We start from the raw sequence: 13,623 nt of genomic DNA on the forward strand, positions 1-13,623 counted from the left end.
AAACCATTAATCATGGTGAAACCATAAAATCACTATTGATAGCGTTATAATTATGCCGTATCTGTCAGACAGGATACATGTCGTGCGTTATGCAGCGCTTCTTTTTCCCCGCCATGGGGCATTTTGATGGTACCGTCCGCGTGCTTTCACCCACACGCGGGCAGGCATGAACAGCCGTAGCAAGGAAACAGGTGATCCATGAACGCAGCGCCCTCCCCCGCCCCGACCAAAGCCACCCTGACGGACATGGCAGCCCGTTTTGCGCAGCGCGCGGCGGCGTATGATCGCTCGGGGGAGATTGCAACCGATAACCTTGATGACGTGCGCGCGGCTGGCCTGCTGGGCCTGACCATAGCCCGCGCGGATGGCGGCCAGGGGGGCGGCCTGCGGCAGATTGTCGAGGTGATCGGCACGCTGGCCAAAGGCGACCCCACCACGGCGCTGATTGTTGGCATGCACTACCTGCAGCACGCCATCATTGCCACGGCCACGAACTGGCCGCAGGCCGCGCGCAGGCAGGTGATCGAGACCGCCCTGCGCGAGGGCGCGCTGATCAACGCGCTGCGGGTCGAACCTGAACTGGGCACGCCCTCACGCGGTGGGCTGCCGGGCACGCGCATCACATGGGTGGATGGCCGGCCGCGGCTGAACGGACGCAAGATCTATTCCACCGGCTCCACGGCCCTGCGCTGGGGCACGGTCTGGGCCGCGACCGATGAGCCGGAGCCACGCGTGGGGCAGGTGCTCGTGGACCTGACCCTGCCCGGCGTGAGCATAGAGCGCAGCTGGAACCAGATGGGCATGCGCGCCACGGGCAGCCATACGGTCGTGTTCGATAACGTGGAACTGCCCGACACGGCGCTGGTGGACCTGCGCGCGCCCGAAGAATGGCACAACCGCGACGGCTCGCTGGTGCTGGGGCATGTACTCGCCATTGCCAGCCTGTATGATGGCGTGGCCCGCGCGGCACGGGACTGGCTGATTACCTTCCTGCATGAGCGCGTACCGACCGCGCTGGGCAAGCCGCTGGCCACGCTGCCGCGTTTCCAGACCCTGCTGGGCGAGATCGATGCCCTGCTGATGGTCAATGAAAGCCTGATTGAAACCGCGCTGACCAGGGCCGAAAGCGGCAACTACCCCGCACATGAGGCCAATCTGGCCAAGTATATGGTCACGGAAAACGCCATAAAGTCGGTTGAACTCGGCCTTGCCGCCATTGGCAACCCGGGGCTGAGCCAGGACAACCCGCTTGAACGGCATTACCGCAACGTGCTCTGCGCGCGCATTCATACGCCCCAGGCCGATGTGGCGCTGGCCACCGCAGGGCGGGTCGCACTCGAAACGGGGCGATAAGGAGGTTTTGCACGGGTTCCATTTCAGTCGCGTATGATAACAGCAGGCACATCTTATTACGAAAACTATTGAAATTGCCATATTCCGGATATGAATATGCTTGTATATATACTGGCCCAACGGCAACGGGCTTGGTGAATGCTGATATTCCGGTTCCCCGGGCTTGCCGTGATGGCTGCATGGGGCTGCACAAAGCAGCAGATGGCACCATATGACCGGATGTTCACGCTTATAGGAATATGCAGTCTGACAGTCGACCTTACTGGTTCCATGACCACGATGGCCCGGACAGAGCCCGGGGCTTTCTGATCTCCGCATACGGCATGGCGTCGTACCGTGCGGGAATACTAATCATTTTTAACCCTTCCTGCATTTTTTAGGATCAGGGTTAACCCAACACTCAGGATCAGGCCTGTAAACATAATGAAAAAACACTCTTTTCTAGCGCTTGGCGCAGCATGTCTTCTGGGCTTTGCCACATCGGCCCAGGCCCAGCCCTTTGGTGGGCCGCAGGCATCCGGTCCGGGCGGCATGGGTGGCCCCGCTGGCCATGAAGGCCCCCATGCAGAGCCCCACGCCGGCGCCGATCATCGTGGTGGCCCGGCACCCGGCCCTGCGCACCGCCCTGCCTCGCATGGTGGCCCTGACCGCCGCATGGCAGGCCCAGGCGGCAACCGTGATGGCGGCTGGCATGACAATAACCCGGACATGAACCGGGTATGGCATCAGGGCGAGCGTTATGATGGCCCGCGCAACAGCCGCTGGATTGTCAATGACTGGCAGAGCCATCGCGGCCTTTCCGCCCCGCCATCAGGCTACCAGTGGATGCGCTATGGCAACCAGTACCTGCTGACGGCCGTCACCACCGGCGTGATCGCAGGCGTGGTCAGCGCCACGCTGGGCGGCGGCATGCGCTGACGGCAATGGAATGCGCATATGGCCACAGGGCAGAATCACGCCCCGTGGCCATATGGGTTCCCTGCCCTGCTGACTGACCGCTCCCTGAACGCGGTTTCAGATTGCGGCGTAACCGCAAACAGCACTGCCTTTTGAAATATACCTGCATCGCATCAGACGCGTCACAACCGGGTCATTCATCGCCAAGGCCTGTGTTCGCCAGCGCCGCCTCCGCGCGTTTCCCCTTATCTTCCAGCCGTCGTAAAGTATGTGAATAATCTACGTCTGATTTCCCAAAAAAAGATTTTACCGCATCGCTACGCTAGGTATTCTCTTTATAAATATTGACTTCATCCGGATATTTAAATTCTATTTTCTACTGTCACTTTCTATTTTATAGAACATGATTCTCCACACATCATGCGCATCGTTGTTTTTGCATTCGTGCCAGAAGTCAAACAGCAGATCCCCTAACGCCACCGAACACATCCTGTATTCGATCGTGCCATGATCATTCAGAAAAAAAATGGCATCAGAAATATATCCTTCATCATATTCTACATACAAAAGTATTTTTTGGATGTTCCCTCGGTATACTCGACTAGATCACGTCCTATTTCCTTCTTCATTTCTTATTCCATCATGAAATTAATTTACAATATTTTCTAAATCATAATAATTATATTATTATCACACCATTCCAAGGAGAAAATACCCATTTTGCAATGCCTCTCCCCGCATCATCCGGATCATACCATAAGCTGATGATATTTTCTTATGCTATCTAATATAGCGTATTGCATATTTCAGGCCGATACGATTAAGTCACAGCATGATGCCAAACCGCCCAACCCCGCCCCGCTCCACCCGGAACACTGCCTGGCGGTTTGAAAAAACATCCGGACCCGACCAGAACAGCCTGCCGGAAGCGTTTGCCTCCGTGCGGGTGCCGCAGGCCGGGGCCTCATGGCTGCGGCGGCTTCTGGCCTTCATGGGGCCAGGCTTTATGGTGTCGGTCGGCTACATGGACCCAGGCAACTGGGCCACTGACCTGCAGGGCGGGGCGCAGTTTGGCTATACGCTGCTGGCGGTTATCGGGCTGTCAAACTTCATGGCCGTGCTTTTGCAATCGCTCTCGGCCCGGCTGGGCATCGCCACCGGGCGTGACCTTGCGCAGGCCTGCCGCGACCACTTCCCCCCTGCCGTGAACATCATGCTGTGGCTGGCCTGTGAACTGGCCATCACGGCGTGCGACCTGGCGGAAGTCATTGGCACGGCGGTGGCCCTGCAACTGCTGTTTGGCATTTCCCTGCTCATGGGGGCGGTCATATCGGTGCTCGATGTCTTTATCGTGCTCTTTCTCATGAACCGGGGCTTCCGTTACCTCGAGGCCTTCGTGATCGGGCTGCTCAGCATCATCGCCCTGTGCTTCGCCGTGCAGGTTGTCGCGGCCCACCCGCCCATTGCCGCCGTGCTGGCAGGGTTCATCCCCCACGCTGCAATCGTGACCAACAGCCAGATGCTCTATATCGCCATCGGCATCATCGGAGCCACGGTCATGCCGCATAACCTCTACCTGCATTCCTCCATCGTGCAGACCCGCGCCTTTCCCCGCACCGAGGCAGGGCGGCGGGATGCGATCCGCTGGGCCACATGGGACAGCACAATTGCGCTCATGCTGGCGCTGTTCATCAATGCCGCCATCCTGATCGTGGCGGCAGCGGCCTTTCACACCAGCGGCCACCGGGACGTGGCCGAAATCGAGGATGCCTACCGCCTGCTCTCCCCCATTCTGGGGCTGGGCATCGCGTCCACGCTGTTTGCGGTGGCCCTGCTGGCGGCGGGTACCAACTCCACCATTACCGGCACGCTGGCAGGCCAGATCATCATGGAAGGCTTTCTGCGGCTGCACATGCCCCCCTGGGCGCGGCGGCTGCTCACGCGCGGGCTGGCCATCGCCCCGGTGGTGGTTGTGACCGCGCTGTATGGCGACCAGGGCGTGGGGCGGCTGCTCATGCTCAGCCAGGTCATCCTGTCCATGCAATTGCCCTTTGCAGTCATACCGCTGGTCATGTTTGTGTCTGACCGGCGCAAGATGGGGCCTTTTGCCATATCGCGGCCCGTGGCCCTCCTGTCATGGGTCGTGGCGGCGGTCATTCTCATGCTCAATTTCAAGCTGCTGTTCGATACGGTTTCCTGACGGCCACGCCGGGCCGTGCAGGGCTGTGTTGCAACAATGGACCATTCCCGCCCCTTCTGCGCCCGGCCAGACAGGCTATAACGCTCACAGCCCGTTATAACATGCGGGAGCGTGTCAATATCTACCAGAATGGAAAACAGCCATGTCCGTTGAAAACATGCTTCGTGACGCCATCAGCAAGAAAACCGCTGTCGGTTTTACTTTCGATGCCAAGAACTACATCGGCTCCCCCCACGCACTGGGCGAGCGCGACGGCAAGCCGCAGGTGCTGATCTATCGTGGCGAGGATGCCCACGAAAAGCGCGTGCCGCCCATGGGGGAATGGAGCGTCCTGCCGCTTGACACCATCACTGACCTCAAGCTGCTGCCCGGTGAGGAATTCCATGCCGGCCACCCCGATGCGAAGGTGGAAAAGGAACTGCACAAGGTAACGCTGCGCGTCGCGTAATACCGCGCGTAACCTGCAAGGCCCCTGCCCGGTTCATGGCAGGGGCTTTTTTTGTCAGGCCTGCTCCTGCTGCGGCGGCGCCTTGGCCGCGGCATCGATCCTGAGTTCGTTACCCGCCCAGTTATCGACAAAGTTGAGATAGCTTGGCACGGGGAACTTGATGCCCTCGGCATTCATGCGCACGGCAACGCGGCTGTAATACTGCCGGTACACGGTCCATTTCGACCCCGGTGCCGTGCGGATGGAGCCAAGAAAGCGCGCGCCGTTGCCATCGGCCTGTTCAATGCCCAGAAACGTGAAGTCCGACAGGATCAGATGCGTAAAACGCGGGATCTTGCGCAGGGCGGCAAGCTCTTCTTGCAGTATTCTGGTCAGTTGCTGCGTGTCCTGGCTGAGGTCGATCATGACATCGACCACGACAAGGTTGTAATCACGCGAGGTATTGGCAATCGACGATACCCCGGAGAACGGGATGATATGCAGGTCACCATTAACCGAGCGCAGCCGCAGGGTGCGGATGGACAGATGCTCCACCGTGCCCGACACGCCGCCCGCCGTGACCCAGTCACCTACCTGTATGGCGTTTTCCACCAGCATGAAGAAGCCGGTGATGAAATCCTTGACCAGGCTCTGCGCGCCAAAGGCGATGGCCGCACCCATGATGCCCGCGCCCGTGAGCAGGGGGGCCACGTTGATGCCGATCTGTGAAAGCGTGGTCACCGCGACGATGATGATGATCAGCGCCAGCAGCACGGTCTTGATGATGGGCAGCACGGTACGCAGGCGGCTTGCGCGCCCTTCCTGTGATGAATTCTCGAACCGCACGATCTGGCTCTGCAGCACCGCGTTCGCGGCCTCCCATATGAACACCGCTACCGTATAGGCAATGATGACCGAACTGATCGTTCCCATCACCTTCTGCCCCAGCTTGCCGTGGAACAGGAAATGAATGGCGGGCAGCCCCAGCGCCTGCAGGAACACGATGGCGGTGGCGAATGACAGCAGGAATGACAGGATCTTGCGCGCGGCGGGGTAATAATAATTCACCCGCGCCTGCAGGCCGGGATAACGCGCCTCCATGGCGGGCGAGATCTGGAACAGCCGGTTCTGTACATTATAGGCCAGCACGGAGAACAGGCGCGACAGGATCACGACCGCCGTGGTCAGGATGACCGTGCGGATGATCCATGCATAACCGCCCTGGATATGGGTGGCCCAGATCAGCCACAGCGCGAAGTTGAAGAACATGGCTGGCACCCACCACAGGTACACAAGCCGGCCCACGAACGCCCAGAACGGCTGCTGGCGCAGCCGTGCCGAGGGTTGCAGCGCCGAGGCGACATGCCTGCGCACCCGCCATGTAAAGATGGCCACCAGCACATGTTCGATCAGCACGACCGAGCGGATGATGGCCTCCGTGCCACGGGCTGGCATGTCGAACACACCGCCAAGCGTAGAAAGGCACACCACAACCGAGGGGGCAGCCACCAGAAAGTTGAGCCAGCGCGTGACCATGAAGGCCGTCTGGTCGCTGGCACTGCACAGCCGGATGGCGGGTGAATGCGGCACGAACAGCGTTTCCATGAGCAGGTAGACCACCCGCGCCACCACATAGGCGTTGGTCAGCGTCAGGGTCACCAGCATGGCCTGGTGCGTGGTGGTGAGCGCATAGGCGAAACCGGTGCCCAGGCCAAAGAACAGTCCCACCGGCACCAGCTTGATGAGCAGGTGCATGAGCGAATAGGGCACGCGCGCCAAAAGGCGCAGGGTGGCGTGCTGGGCCTGCATGTCCTGCTCGGTGGCGGCCTGCTGGCCAGCGGCCTCCACCCCGGGTGCTGCCGTTGCGGCAGGGTCTGGCGCGGCTGTCGCGGCATCTGGCAGGTTGAGGCGTTTTTCAGTCGCCAGCGCGCGTGCCGTCACCCCGCGCAGGGGCTTGCGCATCAGCAGCGAGACACCATGCTCGGCCGCCAGCGCCACAAGCAGGATCAACGTCGCCCTGCCTACCGCATCAAGCAGGATGCCGCGTGATTGCGGATCGGCGAAGATGGTGTGGGTCCAGTGAACAACGAACGCCAGATCGCCGAACAGGGCAACAAAATGCTGCGCCTGCACGATCAGGCTAGCCCGCAGGGCTTCCGTGTCCTGCACCAGGTCGCTGCCAAGGCTGTCAGGCTGCACGGTCAGTTCCTGCGCGGGCGCTGCCGCGTGCGCCGGCGCGGCAGGGGCCGGAGCAGGCGCTGCGGGAAGCTGGGCGGCAATGGCCGCAAGGGTATTCTGAAACTCGGCGCGGCGGGCGGGGTCATTGATTACCGCCAGCACCTGCCGCGCCTGATCGGGGGTCATGCCGTGCGCGGGCGCAGGGGCCGCGGCTTCATCCGCCGCATGGGCCACGTGCGGCCCGTAAGCCGCAAGCACGACCACAAGCCCCAGAACAGCCGTGCGCAACAGGGCCACAAGGGTCTCGCGCCACCGGCCCCCTGTACAAGAATGCCCCGCCCCGCCCTGCTGGCCGGTCTGTGTTGAATGGCGCATTTTCAAATTCCGTCCCGCCTGCTCGATCCTGCCGATCTGCCGGGCAGACATGGCGAGGAAAGCGCCGTTACCCGGACAGATGGCGCGATTTATCGCAGAGATGGATATAAAAGCGCAGGCACGGGGAAGCCGGGCAGATATGCAATAAATTGCCCTACCCTTTTGCCCTATACTTTGTTTCAGTAAAAATTACTTGCCATGCTTAATTTTTATTTACATAATACCTATATGATAATTTTATATCGATTTATCTTATATCCATAAAATAAATTAATCCGCCCTGCCTGCCCTGCGCCCGTTTATGGCTTGCCCACATGCTTGCGGATAAGCGGTATGGCATCAGGGTCATGCTGCAAGGCCCGCGCCAGCAGGTCCTGCCCCAGCGCCTTGAGCGCAAGCGGGTGCATGGTCTCGACCGCGCGGTCGAGACTGTGGCGCTCGGTATCAGACAGGTCGGGATCATCAACAATACGCTGGCGCAGCGCTTTTATCGTGGCGGGGCCGGACAGGGTGACATGCATGTCATCGGGCCGGTCGAGGTAAGCGCGACCGGCTGGCGTCAGGCTGGTCTCGCCCGTAATGCCAAGGCCCGTGGGCCGTATGCCCACCCCGCCCCTGCACAGGCCCTGCAATTCAAGGTCCATCAGGTTACGGGCGTATTTTTCCTCATCAGCCGCCTGCACGGGCCGCAGGGTGGTCGTGCCGCCCTGATCGGCCATGTGGCGTAGCAACTGCCCCTGCAACTCACGGTCAATCACGTCCTGCCTCCGTTCATCATGCCTACAGGCCGCATGATGGTCCGGCAGGCCCGGGCAGACAACAGCCGTGTGAATACATACGGTTATGCACCATCAGGCACAATCGGGCGCATCAAGGCACCATTGCGGCACATGCGCGCGGGGCACGTGCTCGCATGCGGCCTGCGTCACTTCGGCCAGCACGCCAAGCGCATGGTCGCGCACGGCGCGGGTGTTGACACGGCTGGCCCCCTCGCGGCCCTGCGTCATGGCCTGCCCGAACTGCCCGAGCCGCCGCAGCAGCGCCGCCCGCCCGGCTTCATCAAGATCAAGCACCGCCGCGCGAAAGGCGTTCTGCCAGATCTGCACGGTCAGGCGCTCCTGTTCAAGCGCGGGCAGCGGGTCGTGGCCCTGGGTCATGTCGGTTTCATATCCTGATCCGTAAAGCTTTTTTCAAAAAAGCAACGACGTCCAAAGCTTCTTGAAAAAAGCTTCACCAGAAACCTTTACAATTTCAGGGTATTATTGAAAAGGTCCACACAGCTTCAGAGCTGGGCCACAGGCCATGTGGCGGGCAGGCCCCTCTGGCAGGGTACATCATAGGTCAGGTGGTCGGGCTGGATGTCGCGCAGGATTTCCATGTTGCGAAACAGCTCGCGCCGGTCGGGCCGCAGCGCCTGGCGCGAGAGGAACGCCCGCGCCTCGGCCTTTGCCGCCTGCATGGGGTAGTCCTGCCCCGCAGGCTTGAGATGTTCTATGGCCGTATAATCCACAATGCCGACATTATGGTGGTTGCGATGGGCCGCGTTGCAGAACGCAATATCCGTCGCCCATGCCCAGCGCAGTTCGGGGAACGGATAGACATAGGCCATGGCATCACGATGGAAAGCTGTGACCGGCCCATCTTCAACATAGCGGGTAATGCGCCCGAGGCTGTTCCATTTGCGATAATTGAACGTAAAGGATGTATAGGAATGGTAACGATGGGCGGGCTGGGATATTTTCAGCCCCATGACTTCGCACAGCGAGATGAACCCATCAAGGAAGCGCGGCGGCAGGGCGACGTCATCATCGGTAATGACCACCCAGTCATAATCCTGCAGTTTTACTTTTGAAAGCGCAGTATTGATATTACCAAACTTGCCCCTGTCGCGCATCTGGGCGGTTACGAAATCCACCTTGTGCTTTGTATTTCTCATGCGCCTGAACACATCATGCAGCTTACGCTCGCGTTTGGGCACCCGCACGGATGTGACAAGAATCCTGCGCACCGGCTGCCTGCGCGCAATATTCCTGACATGGCGGGAATACTTCCGGTTATGGAAATCAAACACCATGTCGGTCAGGACGGACACCTTGCGTTTTTGCCAGAAATTCTTGTGCTGGCAGAAATCGGAATCAAAGAAATCCGTTTTTTCCTGTTCTGGCATTGTCATGTTTTTCTCTCCATTACCATTTCAGAGGTGGCCGGCGATGGATGACATACATTACCACCAAGGCGTGGATATGGCAGCACAAACAGGATTCTGATCACGAAGTTTCAAATTATTTCCAGGGCAGTCATATTCCATAATATTCAGGCCATGGCTGGAACTGTGCCTGCGCCCGCACGATACGACCAGCAGGGCGCCTGCCCCGAAGCCATCTTCACCCATGCGTGTTTCTTTACAGAGAAAGAGGACAACATGCGTATTATTTCTGCATTTGCAGTAACGGGCGTGATGCTCATGGCCAGCGGACCCGTGGCCCTGGCCCAGAAACACCCGACCGACAAAAGCGTGGACCTGCCGGGGGATAATTCCCCCTCATCCATAGAGCGGGCGCATCCGCAGGCCCGCAAGACCGTGCCGCTGCCCGAAAAGAGTGAACGGCCCGGCCCCACGGACCAGCCCGACCAGCCTTTGACCCGTCAACCCGCCGCCAATAAAAACCCGGATGCTCCCGGCATGTCTTCCAACCACCAGACCCTGCGCAGCCCGTCCGCCCTGCAATAGGGCACGACCCGTAATGACATGTTTTTTGCGGGGCTGCTGCACGCAACCCCGCTTTATCTGATTGTCACGTCTGAACCAGAAATATGAAACGGTTCTCCCCGCATTCGCCTCAGGCGCAGCTTTTTGCGTGCGACATGGTCATGGCATGGGTGGCAAGGTAGCGAAACTGCGCCTGTTCTTCAGGAAAGGCGGGAATGCCCTGCAGGGCATGCGCGGTCCTGCGGTAGCGATGCAGGTTGCTCAGCCGCCGCCAGGGGCGGTCGGGGTGCTGCTTGTTCCACAGGCTGATCGCCCGCAGTTCAACTTCCTGAATGTTTACATCATGATCTGACTTCGGCATGTCCATCTCCCTTGCATCTGCGTTGTGGGTACTGGAACTGTCACGAGGTTTATGCTGGTGCGGTGGGTCATACCCGCCACGCGCATCCAACGCCGCAGCATAGCACGGGTTCCCGCGCGGGCATGCACTCTCCCCATACTGTGATGCCAGGGTCTTTTTACATGCCGCAATCAAACCTCACGTTTCGTTACGGCTCCTGCGAAGCCGCACCCGTTAGGATCGCGCCCGGCATGACAATGACGGGGAGCGTGCATGTTTTTCCTGATCCGCAGGCCACCAGCTCCGGTGGCTGTATCGGCAATCCGCATCGGCGGGCCGGGCTGAATGCGGGCTGCGGTCATGCTGACGTGTTTCATGATGCTGGCGGGCTGCGCTGCGCATCACGTGCCGCTTGATGATGACGGGCTGCCCGTTACAAACGGCCGGGAAATGGACACCCCGGCCGAAGGCGGCCCGCAGGGTGGCAGGGGCGCGCTGTGGCACGACATGCTGCATACCGCCATGCAAGCGGGCATGGGCATGGTCCACCACTAGCTGCCTCCTGCCCGCTTTTTTACTTCATGCTCGCAGCCGTTGTTTTGGGAAACAGCATGGTTTTCACCCCCTCGGGGGTGAGGTCGTGCCTGCCGGCAGGCACGCCATTTTCATGCAGCATGAATGCCAGCAGGTCCGCATTCTGCGCCTGTGTCAGGGTGCCGGGCGCGAAAAGCGGCATGGCTTTTGACATGTAGTCAAACAACTGGCCCAGCGGCGCGCCCGACCAGTTGGCGGCAAAACGCCCCACAAGCGGCGGCACGTCAAACGCCCCGCCCAGATCCGCCCCATGGCACACCGCGCAGAACTGCTGGTAGGCCGCAGCCCCCCGCTCGGCCTGCGCTGCGGTATAATAGGATGTCCCGGCCCGCGACGGTGCCGCATGGGCCACCTGCCCTGCCAGGGCCAGCAGCCCCGCCCCCAGCGCGGCACAAAGCCCCTTTGCCCGTAAGCCGCGCATCAGCCCTGCCCCGCGGGAAAACGGGCGAAAAGGTTTTCAAATATGCCAATCGCCTTTTCCGCCTCGCTGCGGTCGGCATGTTCAAAACTGTTGCCCACGCCGTCCATTTCGCCCAGGCCCGACATGTCAAACCCCTGTATCATCAAGCCATCACTTTTCGAAAGCGCCGAGGCCCCCTTGTATCGCACCCCATAGGCCACATCGGGCTGCGGCGGCAGCCACGCGGTCTGGCCACGCACGGGAATGAGCGAGCGGTCCCCCCACAGGTCACGCGCCGCGTAGCCGGGGCAATTGAGGATGACCGGCTCAGGCAGGCTCTTCATGTCGGCAGGCGTATGGAACTCACGGATGACGATCCGCCCCCCCGCCTGATAAAACTCGGACAGCAGAAGATGCCCGTACGCCCCGAAATTGAAGATCATCAGCGGCGCGCGCCGGGCATAGGGCACCGCAAAAGGATTTTCCTGCGCGGAGAGCAGTTCGGCGGCAGGAATGATATCGCGTATCCGCGCGCCATAACTGGCAAACTCGCTCGATTGCTGCGGCATGCCGGTCGTGGCGTAATCCCCCTTTTGGCCCGGGTTTTCCGGCTCGGGCTCCGGCGCGTCAAAAGGCGTGTCGGACAGGACGTAACTGTCGCGGAAGTCGATCGGGTTGCCGGGCAGGCCCAGGTAATCGCGATAGCTCTTCCATGAATAACGGGCCATCCGCTCCCATGTATCGGCAAATTGCGGGCCTGCGGGGGCGGTCAGCGCCACGCGTGAATCCGGTGTCCAGCTACCATTGGCCCTGACCGAGCGGGTGTGGGGCAGCAGGTCGCGCGTATAGATCGTGACATCAAGCCCCGCGCGCTGCGCCACGAGCGCCGTGGTCAGGCCAATGACCCCGCACCCCACGACCGCCACGCGCCGGGGCGAGAGCGCCGCCGCCTTGCCCACCGCCATCTCGGCCGACCCCCATGAAAGCGACCACCCGCTGCCCCCATGACCGTAATTATGGATGACCACCTTCTCGCCCACCCGCTCGACATCCAGCCGGGGGCCAGCGGCGCGGAACGGGCGCAGGCAGACCTTGATATCGGTTATCTGGTCGGCATGGGGGCGCATGGGCACAAGCCGGGGCACCGTGCCGGGCACCGCCGTGCGCCGCAGGGCGGCCGCAGCAGCCGGCACGGAGGCCCACCGGCCCCCTGCCAGCGCACCAAGCGCCAGGGAACCGGCAAACAGCCCCCTCCGGCCCAGGCGGGAGGGCGTGTTTTTCGGGTCGTCAGGAAAACTGTTCACGTTCAAACCTCTGGCTGCCGGGCACCTGTCATGGAAAACCCGCCGGTTCCATGACACGAGCATCCATGCACATCCGTCTGGAAAGAGTGTATGTGCCGCTTTTTGAAATCCGCTGTCATGGCCTGTGCTTTCATGGGGTGGACAGGATAATTTTCCTCTCCCCCGCCGTCAAACCGTAGCAAGAAACCGCCTGTGGCAATATATCGGCACGCCCGGCCTGCGCCGTTTTACCGGTGTCGGGCAAGAGGCGCAGGGGGTGTGCCTGCACGGGCACCAATATTATGGCATATTTTGTCTATAATAACCTGCTTATGATATTCGGGATTTAAATAATGGGCTTCAATTCCTCCTGTCCTGCGTTTCATGGTGTCAGCCGGGAAGAAATACTGGCCCTTATGGAATTCGAGGATACCGGGATCAGGGATGAGGCACGCAAGGCCGATTTTTCCATTGCCGACAGGCCCACGGGGTGGACCATCCCGTGGTCCAGCCAGTGTGAATACCTGCCCGACAGCGAGCCGGTTCACCTGCCGTTCAGGGGCAGGCACAGCATCGTGGGCTGCTGCGTGCTGGAAACAACCATGATGAGCGTCGGCTTCGGGTATGATTATGATGATTACGGCAGGATGTGCAGTTCGTGGAATATTACCTACGATGGCCACAAGAGGTGCGACAACCTTGAGTGCACCGGTACCCTGCCGCCCGAAAGCAGGGCCATCATCGATGGCAGCCCGTACCAAGGCCAACATGAACACAAGCGTGGATATGTTTTTTGGTGTACCGGTCAGCGTGATCCAGCGCCTGACTGGTTTCAGCTACGATCGACCGGTTTATGACGGCAAGGA

General features: G+C 60.4%; 16 protein-coding genes. 9 read left to right on the plus strand and 7 right to left on the minus strand.

The window, feature by feature from the left end; genetic code table 11:
* Nucleotides 1-198 precede the first annotated feature (198 nt).
* From DV027_RS09790 to DV027_RS09805, 5 genes are all read left to right on the plus strand, one after another.
* Nucleotides 199-1,353 (plus strand): acyl-CoA dehydrogenase family protein, encoded by a 1,155-nt coding sequence (locus DV027_RS09790; RefSeq protein ID WP_130731627.1) that lies wholly within the window; start codon nucleotides 199-201, stop codon nucleotides 1,351-1,353.
* A 502-nt stretch (nucleotides 1,354-1,855) separates the two neighbouring features.
* On the plus strand, nucleotides 1,856-2,065 hold the full coding sequence (locus tag DV027_RS17875; RefSeq protein ID WP_242621824.1) for a hypothetical protein: 210 nt from the start codon (nucleotides 1,856-1,858) through the stop codon (nucleotides 2,063-2,065).
* Nucleotides 2,062-2,271, plus strand: a complete 210-nt coding sequence (locus DV027_RS17880) for an RcnB family protein (RefSeq protein ID WP_242621825.1) — start codon at nucleotides 2,062-2,064, stop codon at nucleotides 2,269-2,271. The genes DV027_RS17875 and DV027_RS17880 overlap by 4 nt, the downstream gene beginning before the upstream one ends.
* A gap of 811 nt (nucleotides 2,272-3,082) precedes the next feature.
* Complete coding sequence (locus tag DV027_RS09800; protein ID WP_130731629.1) at nucleotides 3,083-4,450, plus strand: Nramp family divalent metal transporter; 1,368 nt, start codon at nucleotides 3,083-3,085, stop codon at nucleotides 4,448-4,450.
* A gap of 142 nt (nucleotides 4,451-4,592) precedes the next feature.
* A complete protein-coding gene (locus tag DV027_RS09805; protein WP_130731630.1) occupies nucleotides 4,593-4,898 on the plus strand; it encodes a hypothetical protein in 306 nt (101 codons plus the stop codon).
* Nucleotides 4,899-4,952: 54 nt separating this feature from the next.
* On the opposite strand, the gene DV027_RS09810 is transcribed toward DV027_RS09805, so the two are convergent.
* From DV027_RS09810 to DV027_RS09825, 4 genes are all read right to left on the minus strand, one after another.
* The gene (locus DV027_RS09810; RefSeq protein WP_408884464.1) at nucleotides 4,953-7,430 is read right to left on the minus strand and encodes a mechanosensitive ion channel family protein; all 2,478 of its coding nucleotides are present in this window, start codon (nucleotides 7,428-7,430) and stop codon (nucleotides 4,953-4,955) included.
* Nucleotides 7,431-7,729: 299 nt separating this feature from the next.
* Nucleotides 7,730-8,188 (minus strand): hypothetical protein, encoded by a 459-nt coding sequence (locus tag DV027_RS09815; protein ID WP_130731631.1) that lies wholly within the window; start codon nucleotides 8,186-8,188, stop codon nucleotides 7,730-7,732.
* Nucleotides 8,189-8,281: 93 nt separating this feature from the next.
* Entirely contained in the window at nucleotides 8,282-8,587 is a 306-nt protein-coding gene (locus tag DV027_RS09820) for a hypothetical protein (RefSeq protein ID WP_130731632.1), read from the minus strand.
* Between the two features lie 125 nt (nucleotides 8,588-8,712).
* Nucleotides 8,713-9,366 carry a glycosyltransferase gene (locus DV027_RS09825; protein WP_242621826.1) on the minus strand — a complete coding sequence of 218 codons (654 nt, stop codon included), beginning with the start codon at nucleotides 9,364-9,366 and terminating at the stop codon, nucleotides 8,713-8,715.
* A 15-nt stretch (nucleotides 9,367-9,381) separates the two neighbouring features.
* Here DV027_RS09825 and DV027_RS17885 point away from each other — a divergent pair, with 15 nt between their 5' ends.
* A complete protein-coding gene (locus DV027_RS17885) occupies nucleotides 9,382-9,648 on the plus strand; it encodes a hypothetical protein (RefSeq protein ID WP_242621827.1) in 267 nt (88 codons plus the stop codon).
* Nucleotides 9,649-9,852: 204 nt separating this feature from the next.
* On the plus strand, nucleotides 9,853-10,161 hold the full coding sequence (locus DV027_RS09830; RefSeq protein WP_242621828.1) for a hypothetical protein: 309 nt from the start codon (nucleotides 9,853-9,855) through the stop codon (nucleotides 10,159-10,161).
* Nucleotides 10,162-10,270: 109 nt separating this feature from the next.
* Here DV027_RS09830 and DV027_RS09835 read toward each other — a convergent pair whose 3' ends face one another.
* Complete coding sequence (locus tag DV027_RS09835; RefSeq protein WP_242621829.1) at nucleotides 10,271-10,501, minus strand: hypothetical protein; 231 nt, start codon at nucleotides 10,499-10,501, stop codon at nucleotides 10,271-10,273.
* 339 nt (nucleotides 10,502-10,840) lie between these two features.
* Here DV027_RS09835 and DV027_RS09840 point away from each other — a divergent pair, with 339 nt between their 5' ends.
* Nucleotides 10,841-11,035: a hypothetical protein gene (locus DV027_RS09840; protein ID WP_130731634.1), complete on the plus strand. Its 195-nt coding sequence runs from the start codon at nucleotides 10,841-10,843 to the stop codon at nucleotides 11,033-11,035.
* A 19-nt stretch (nucleotides 11,036-11,054) separates the two neighbouring features.
* On the opposite strand, the gene DV027_RS09845 is transcribed toward DV027_RS09840, so the two are convergent.
* Complete coding sequence (locus tag DV027_RS09845) at nucleotides 11,055-11,495, minus strand: c-type cytochrome (protein WP_130731635.1); 441 nt, start codon at nucleotides 11,493-11,495, stop codon at nucleotides 11,055-11,057.
* Entirely contained in the window at nucleotides 11,495-12,736 is a 1,242-nt protein-coding gene (locus DV027_RS09850) for an FAD-dependent oxidoreductase (RefSeq protein WP_207303468.1), read from the minus strand. Before DV027_RS09850 ends, DV027_RS09845 begins: the two co-directional genes overlap by 1 nt.
* 374 nt (nucleotides 12,737-13,110) lie before the next feature.
* Between DV027_RS09850 and DV027_RS09855 the strand changes: the two genes are divergently transcribed.
* Complete coding sequence (locus tag DV027_RS09855; RefSeq protein ID WP_130731637.1) at nucleotides 13,111-13,614, plus strand: hypothetical protein; 504 nt, start codon at nucleotides 13,111-13,113, stop codon at nucleotides 13,612-13,614.
* The last annotated feature ends 9 nt before the right edge of the window (nucleotides 13,615-13,623 follow it).

The sequence above is a fragment of the Komagataeibacter xylinus genome, assembly GCF_004302915.1.
Taxonomy (GTDB): domain Bacteria; phylum Pseudomonadota; class Alphaproteobacteria; order Acetobacterales; family Acetobacteraceae; genus Komagataeibacter; species Komagataeibacter xylinus_C.

Excerpts from the sequence above, each read along its gene's own strand:
- DV027_RS17885 (WP_242621827.1), top strand. The coding sequence starts at position 9,382 with ATGCAGCTTACGCTCGCGTTTGGGCACCCGCACGGATGTGACAAGAAT.
- DV027_RS09845 (WP_130731635.1), bottom strand. The coding sequence starts at position 11,495 with ATGCGCGGCTTACGGGCAAAGGGGCTTTGTGCCGCGCTGGGGGCGGGG.
- DV027_RS09820 (WP_130731632.1), bottom strand. The coding sequence starts at position 8,587 with ATGACCCAGGGCCACGACCCGCTGCCCGCGCTTGAACAGGAGCGCCTG.
- DV027_RS09825 (WP_242621826.1), bottom strand. The coding sequence starts at position 9,366 with ATGAGAAATACAAAGCACAAGGTGGATTTCGTAACCGCCCAGATGCGC.
- DV027_RS17880 (WP_242621825.1), top strand. The coding sequence starts at position 2,062 with ATGAACCGGGTATGGCATCAGGGCGAGCGTTATGATGGCCCGCGCAAC.
- DV027_RS09855 (WP_130731637.1), top strand. The coding sequence starts at position 13,111 with ATGGGCTTCAATTCCTCCTGTCCTGCGTTTCATGGTGTCAGCCGGGAA.
- DV027_RS09790 (WP_130731627.1), top strand. The coding sequence starts at position 199 with ATGAACGCAGCGCCCTCCCCCGCCCCGACCAAAGCCACCCTGACGGAC.
- DV027_RS09805 (WP_130731630.1), top strand. The coding sequence starts at position 4,593 with ATGTCCGTTGAAAACATGCTTCGTGACGCCATCAGCAAGAAAACCGCT.
- DV027_RS09800 (WP_130731629.1), top strand. The coding sequence starts at position 3,083 with ATGATGCCAAACCGCCCAACCCCGCCCCGCTCCACCCGGAACACTGCC.
- DV027_RS09835 (WP_242621829.1), bottom strand. The coding sequence starts at position 10,501 with ATGCCGAAGTCAGATCATGATGTAAACATTCAGGAAGTTGAACTGCGG.
- DV027_RS09810 (WP_408884464.1), bottom strand. The coding sequence starts at position 7,430 with ATGCGCCATTCAACACAGACCGGCCAGCAGGGCGGGGCGGGGCATTCT.
- DV027_RS09840 (WP_130731634.1), top strand. The coding sequence starts at position 10,841 with ATGCTGACGTGTTTCATGATGCTGGCGGGCTGCGCTGCGCATCACGTG.
- DV027_RS09830 (WP_242621828.1), top strand. The coding sequence starts at position 9,853 with ATGCGTATTATTTCTGCATTTGCAGTAACGGGCGTGATGCTCATGGCC.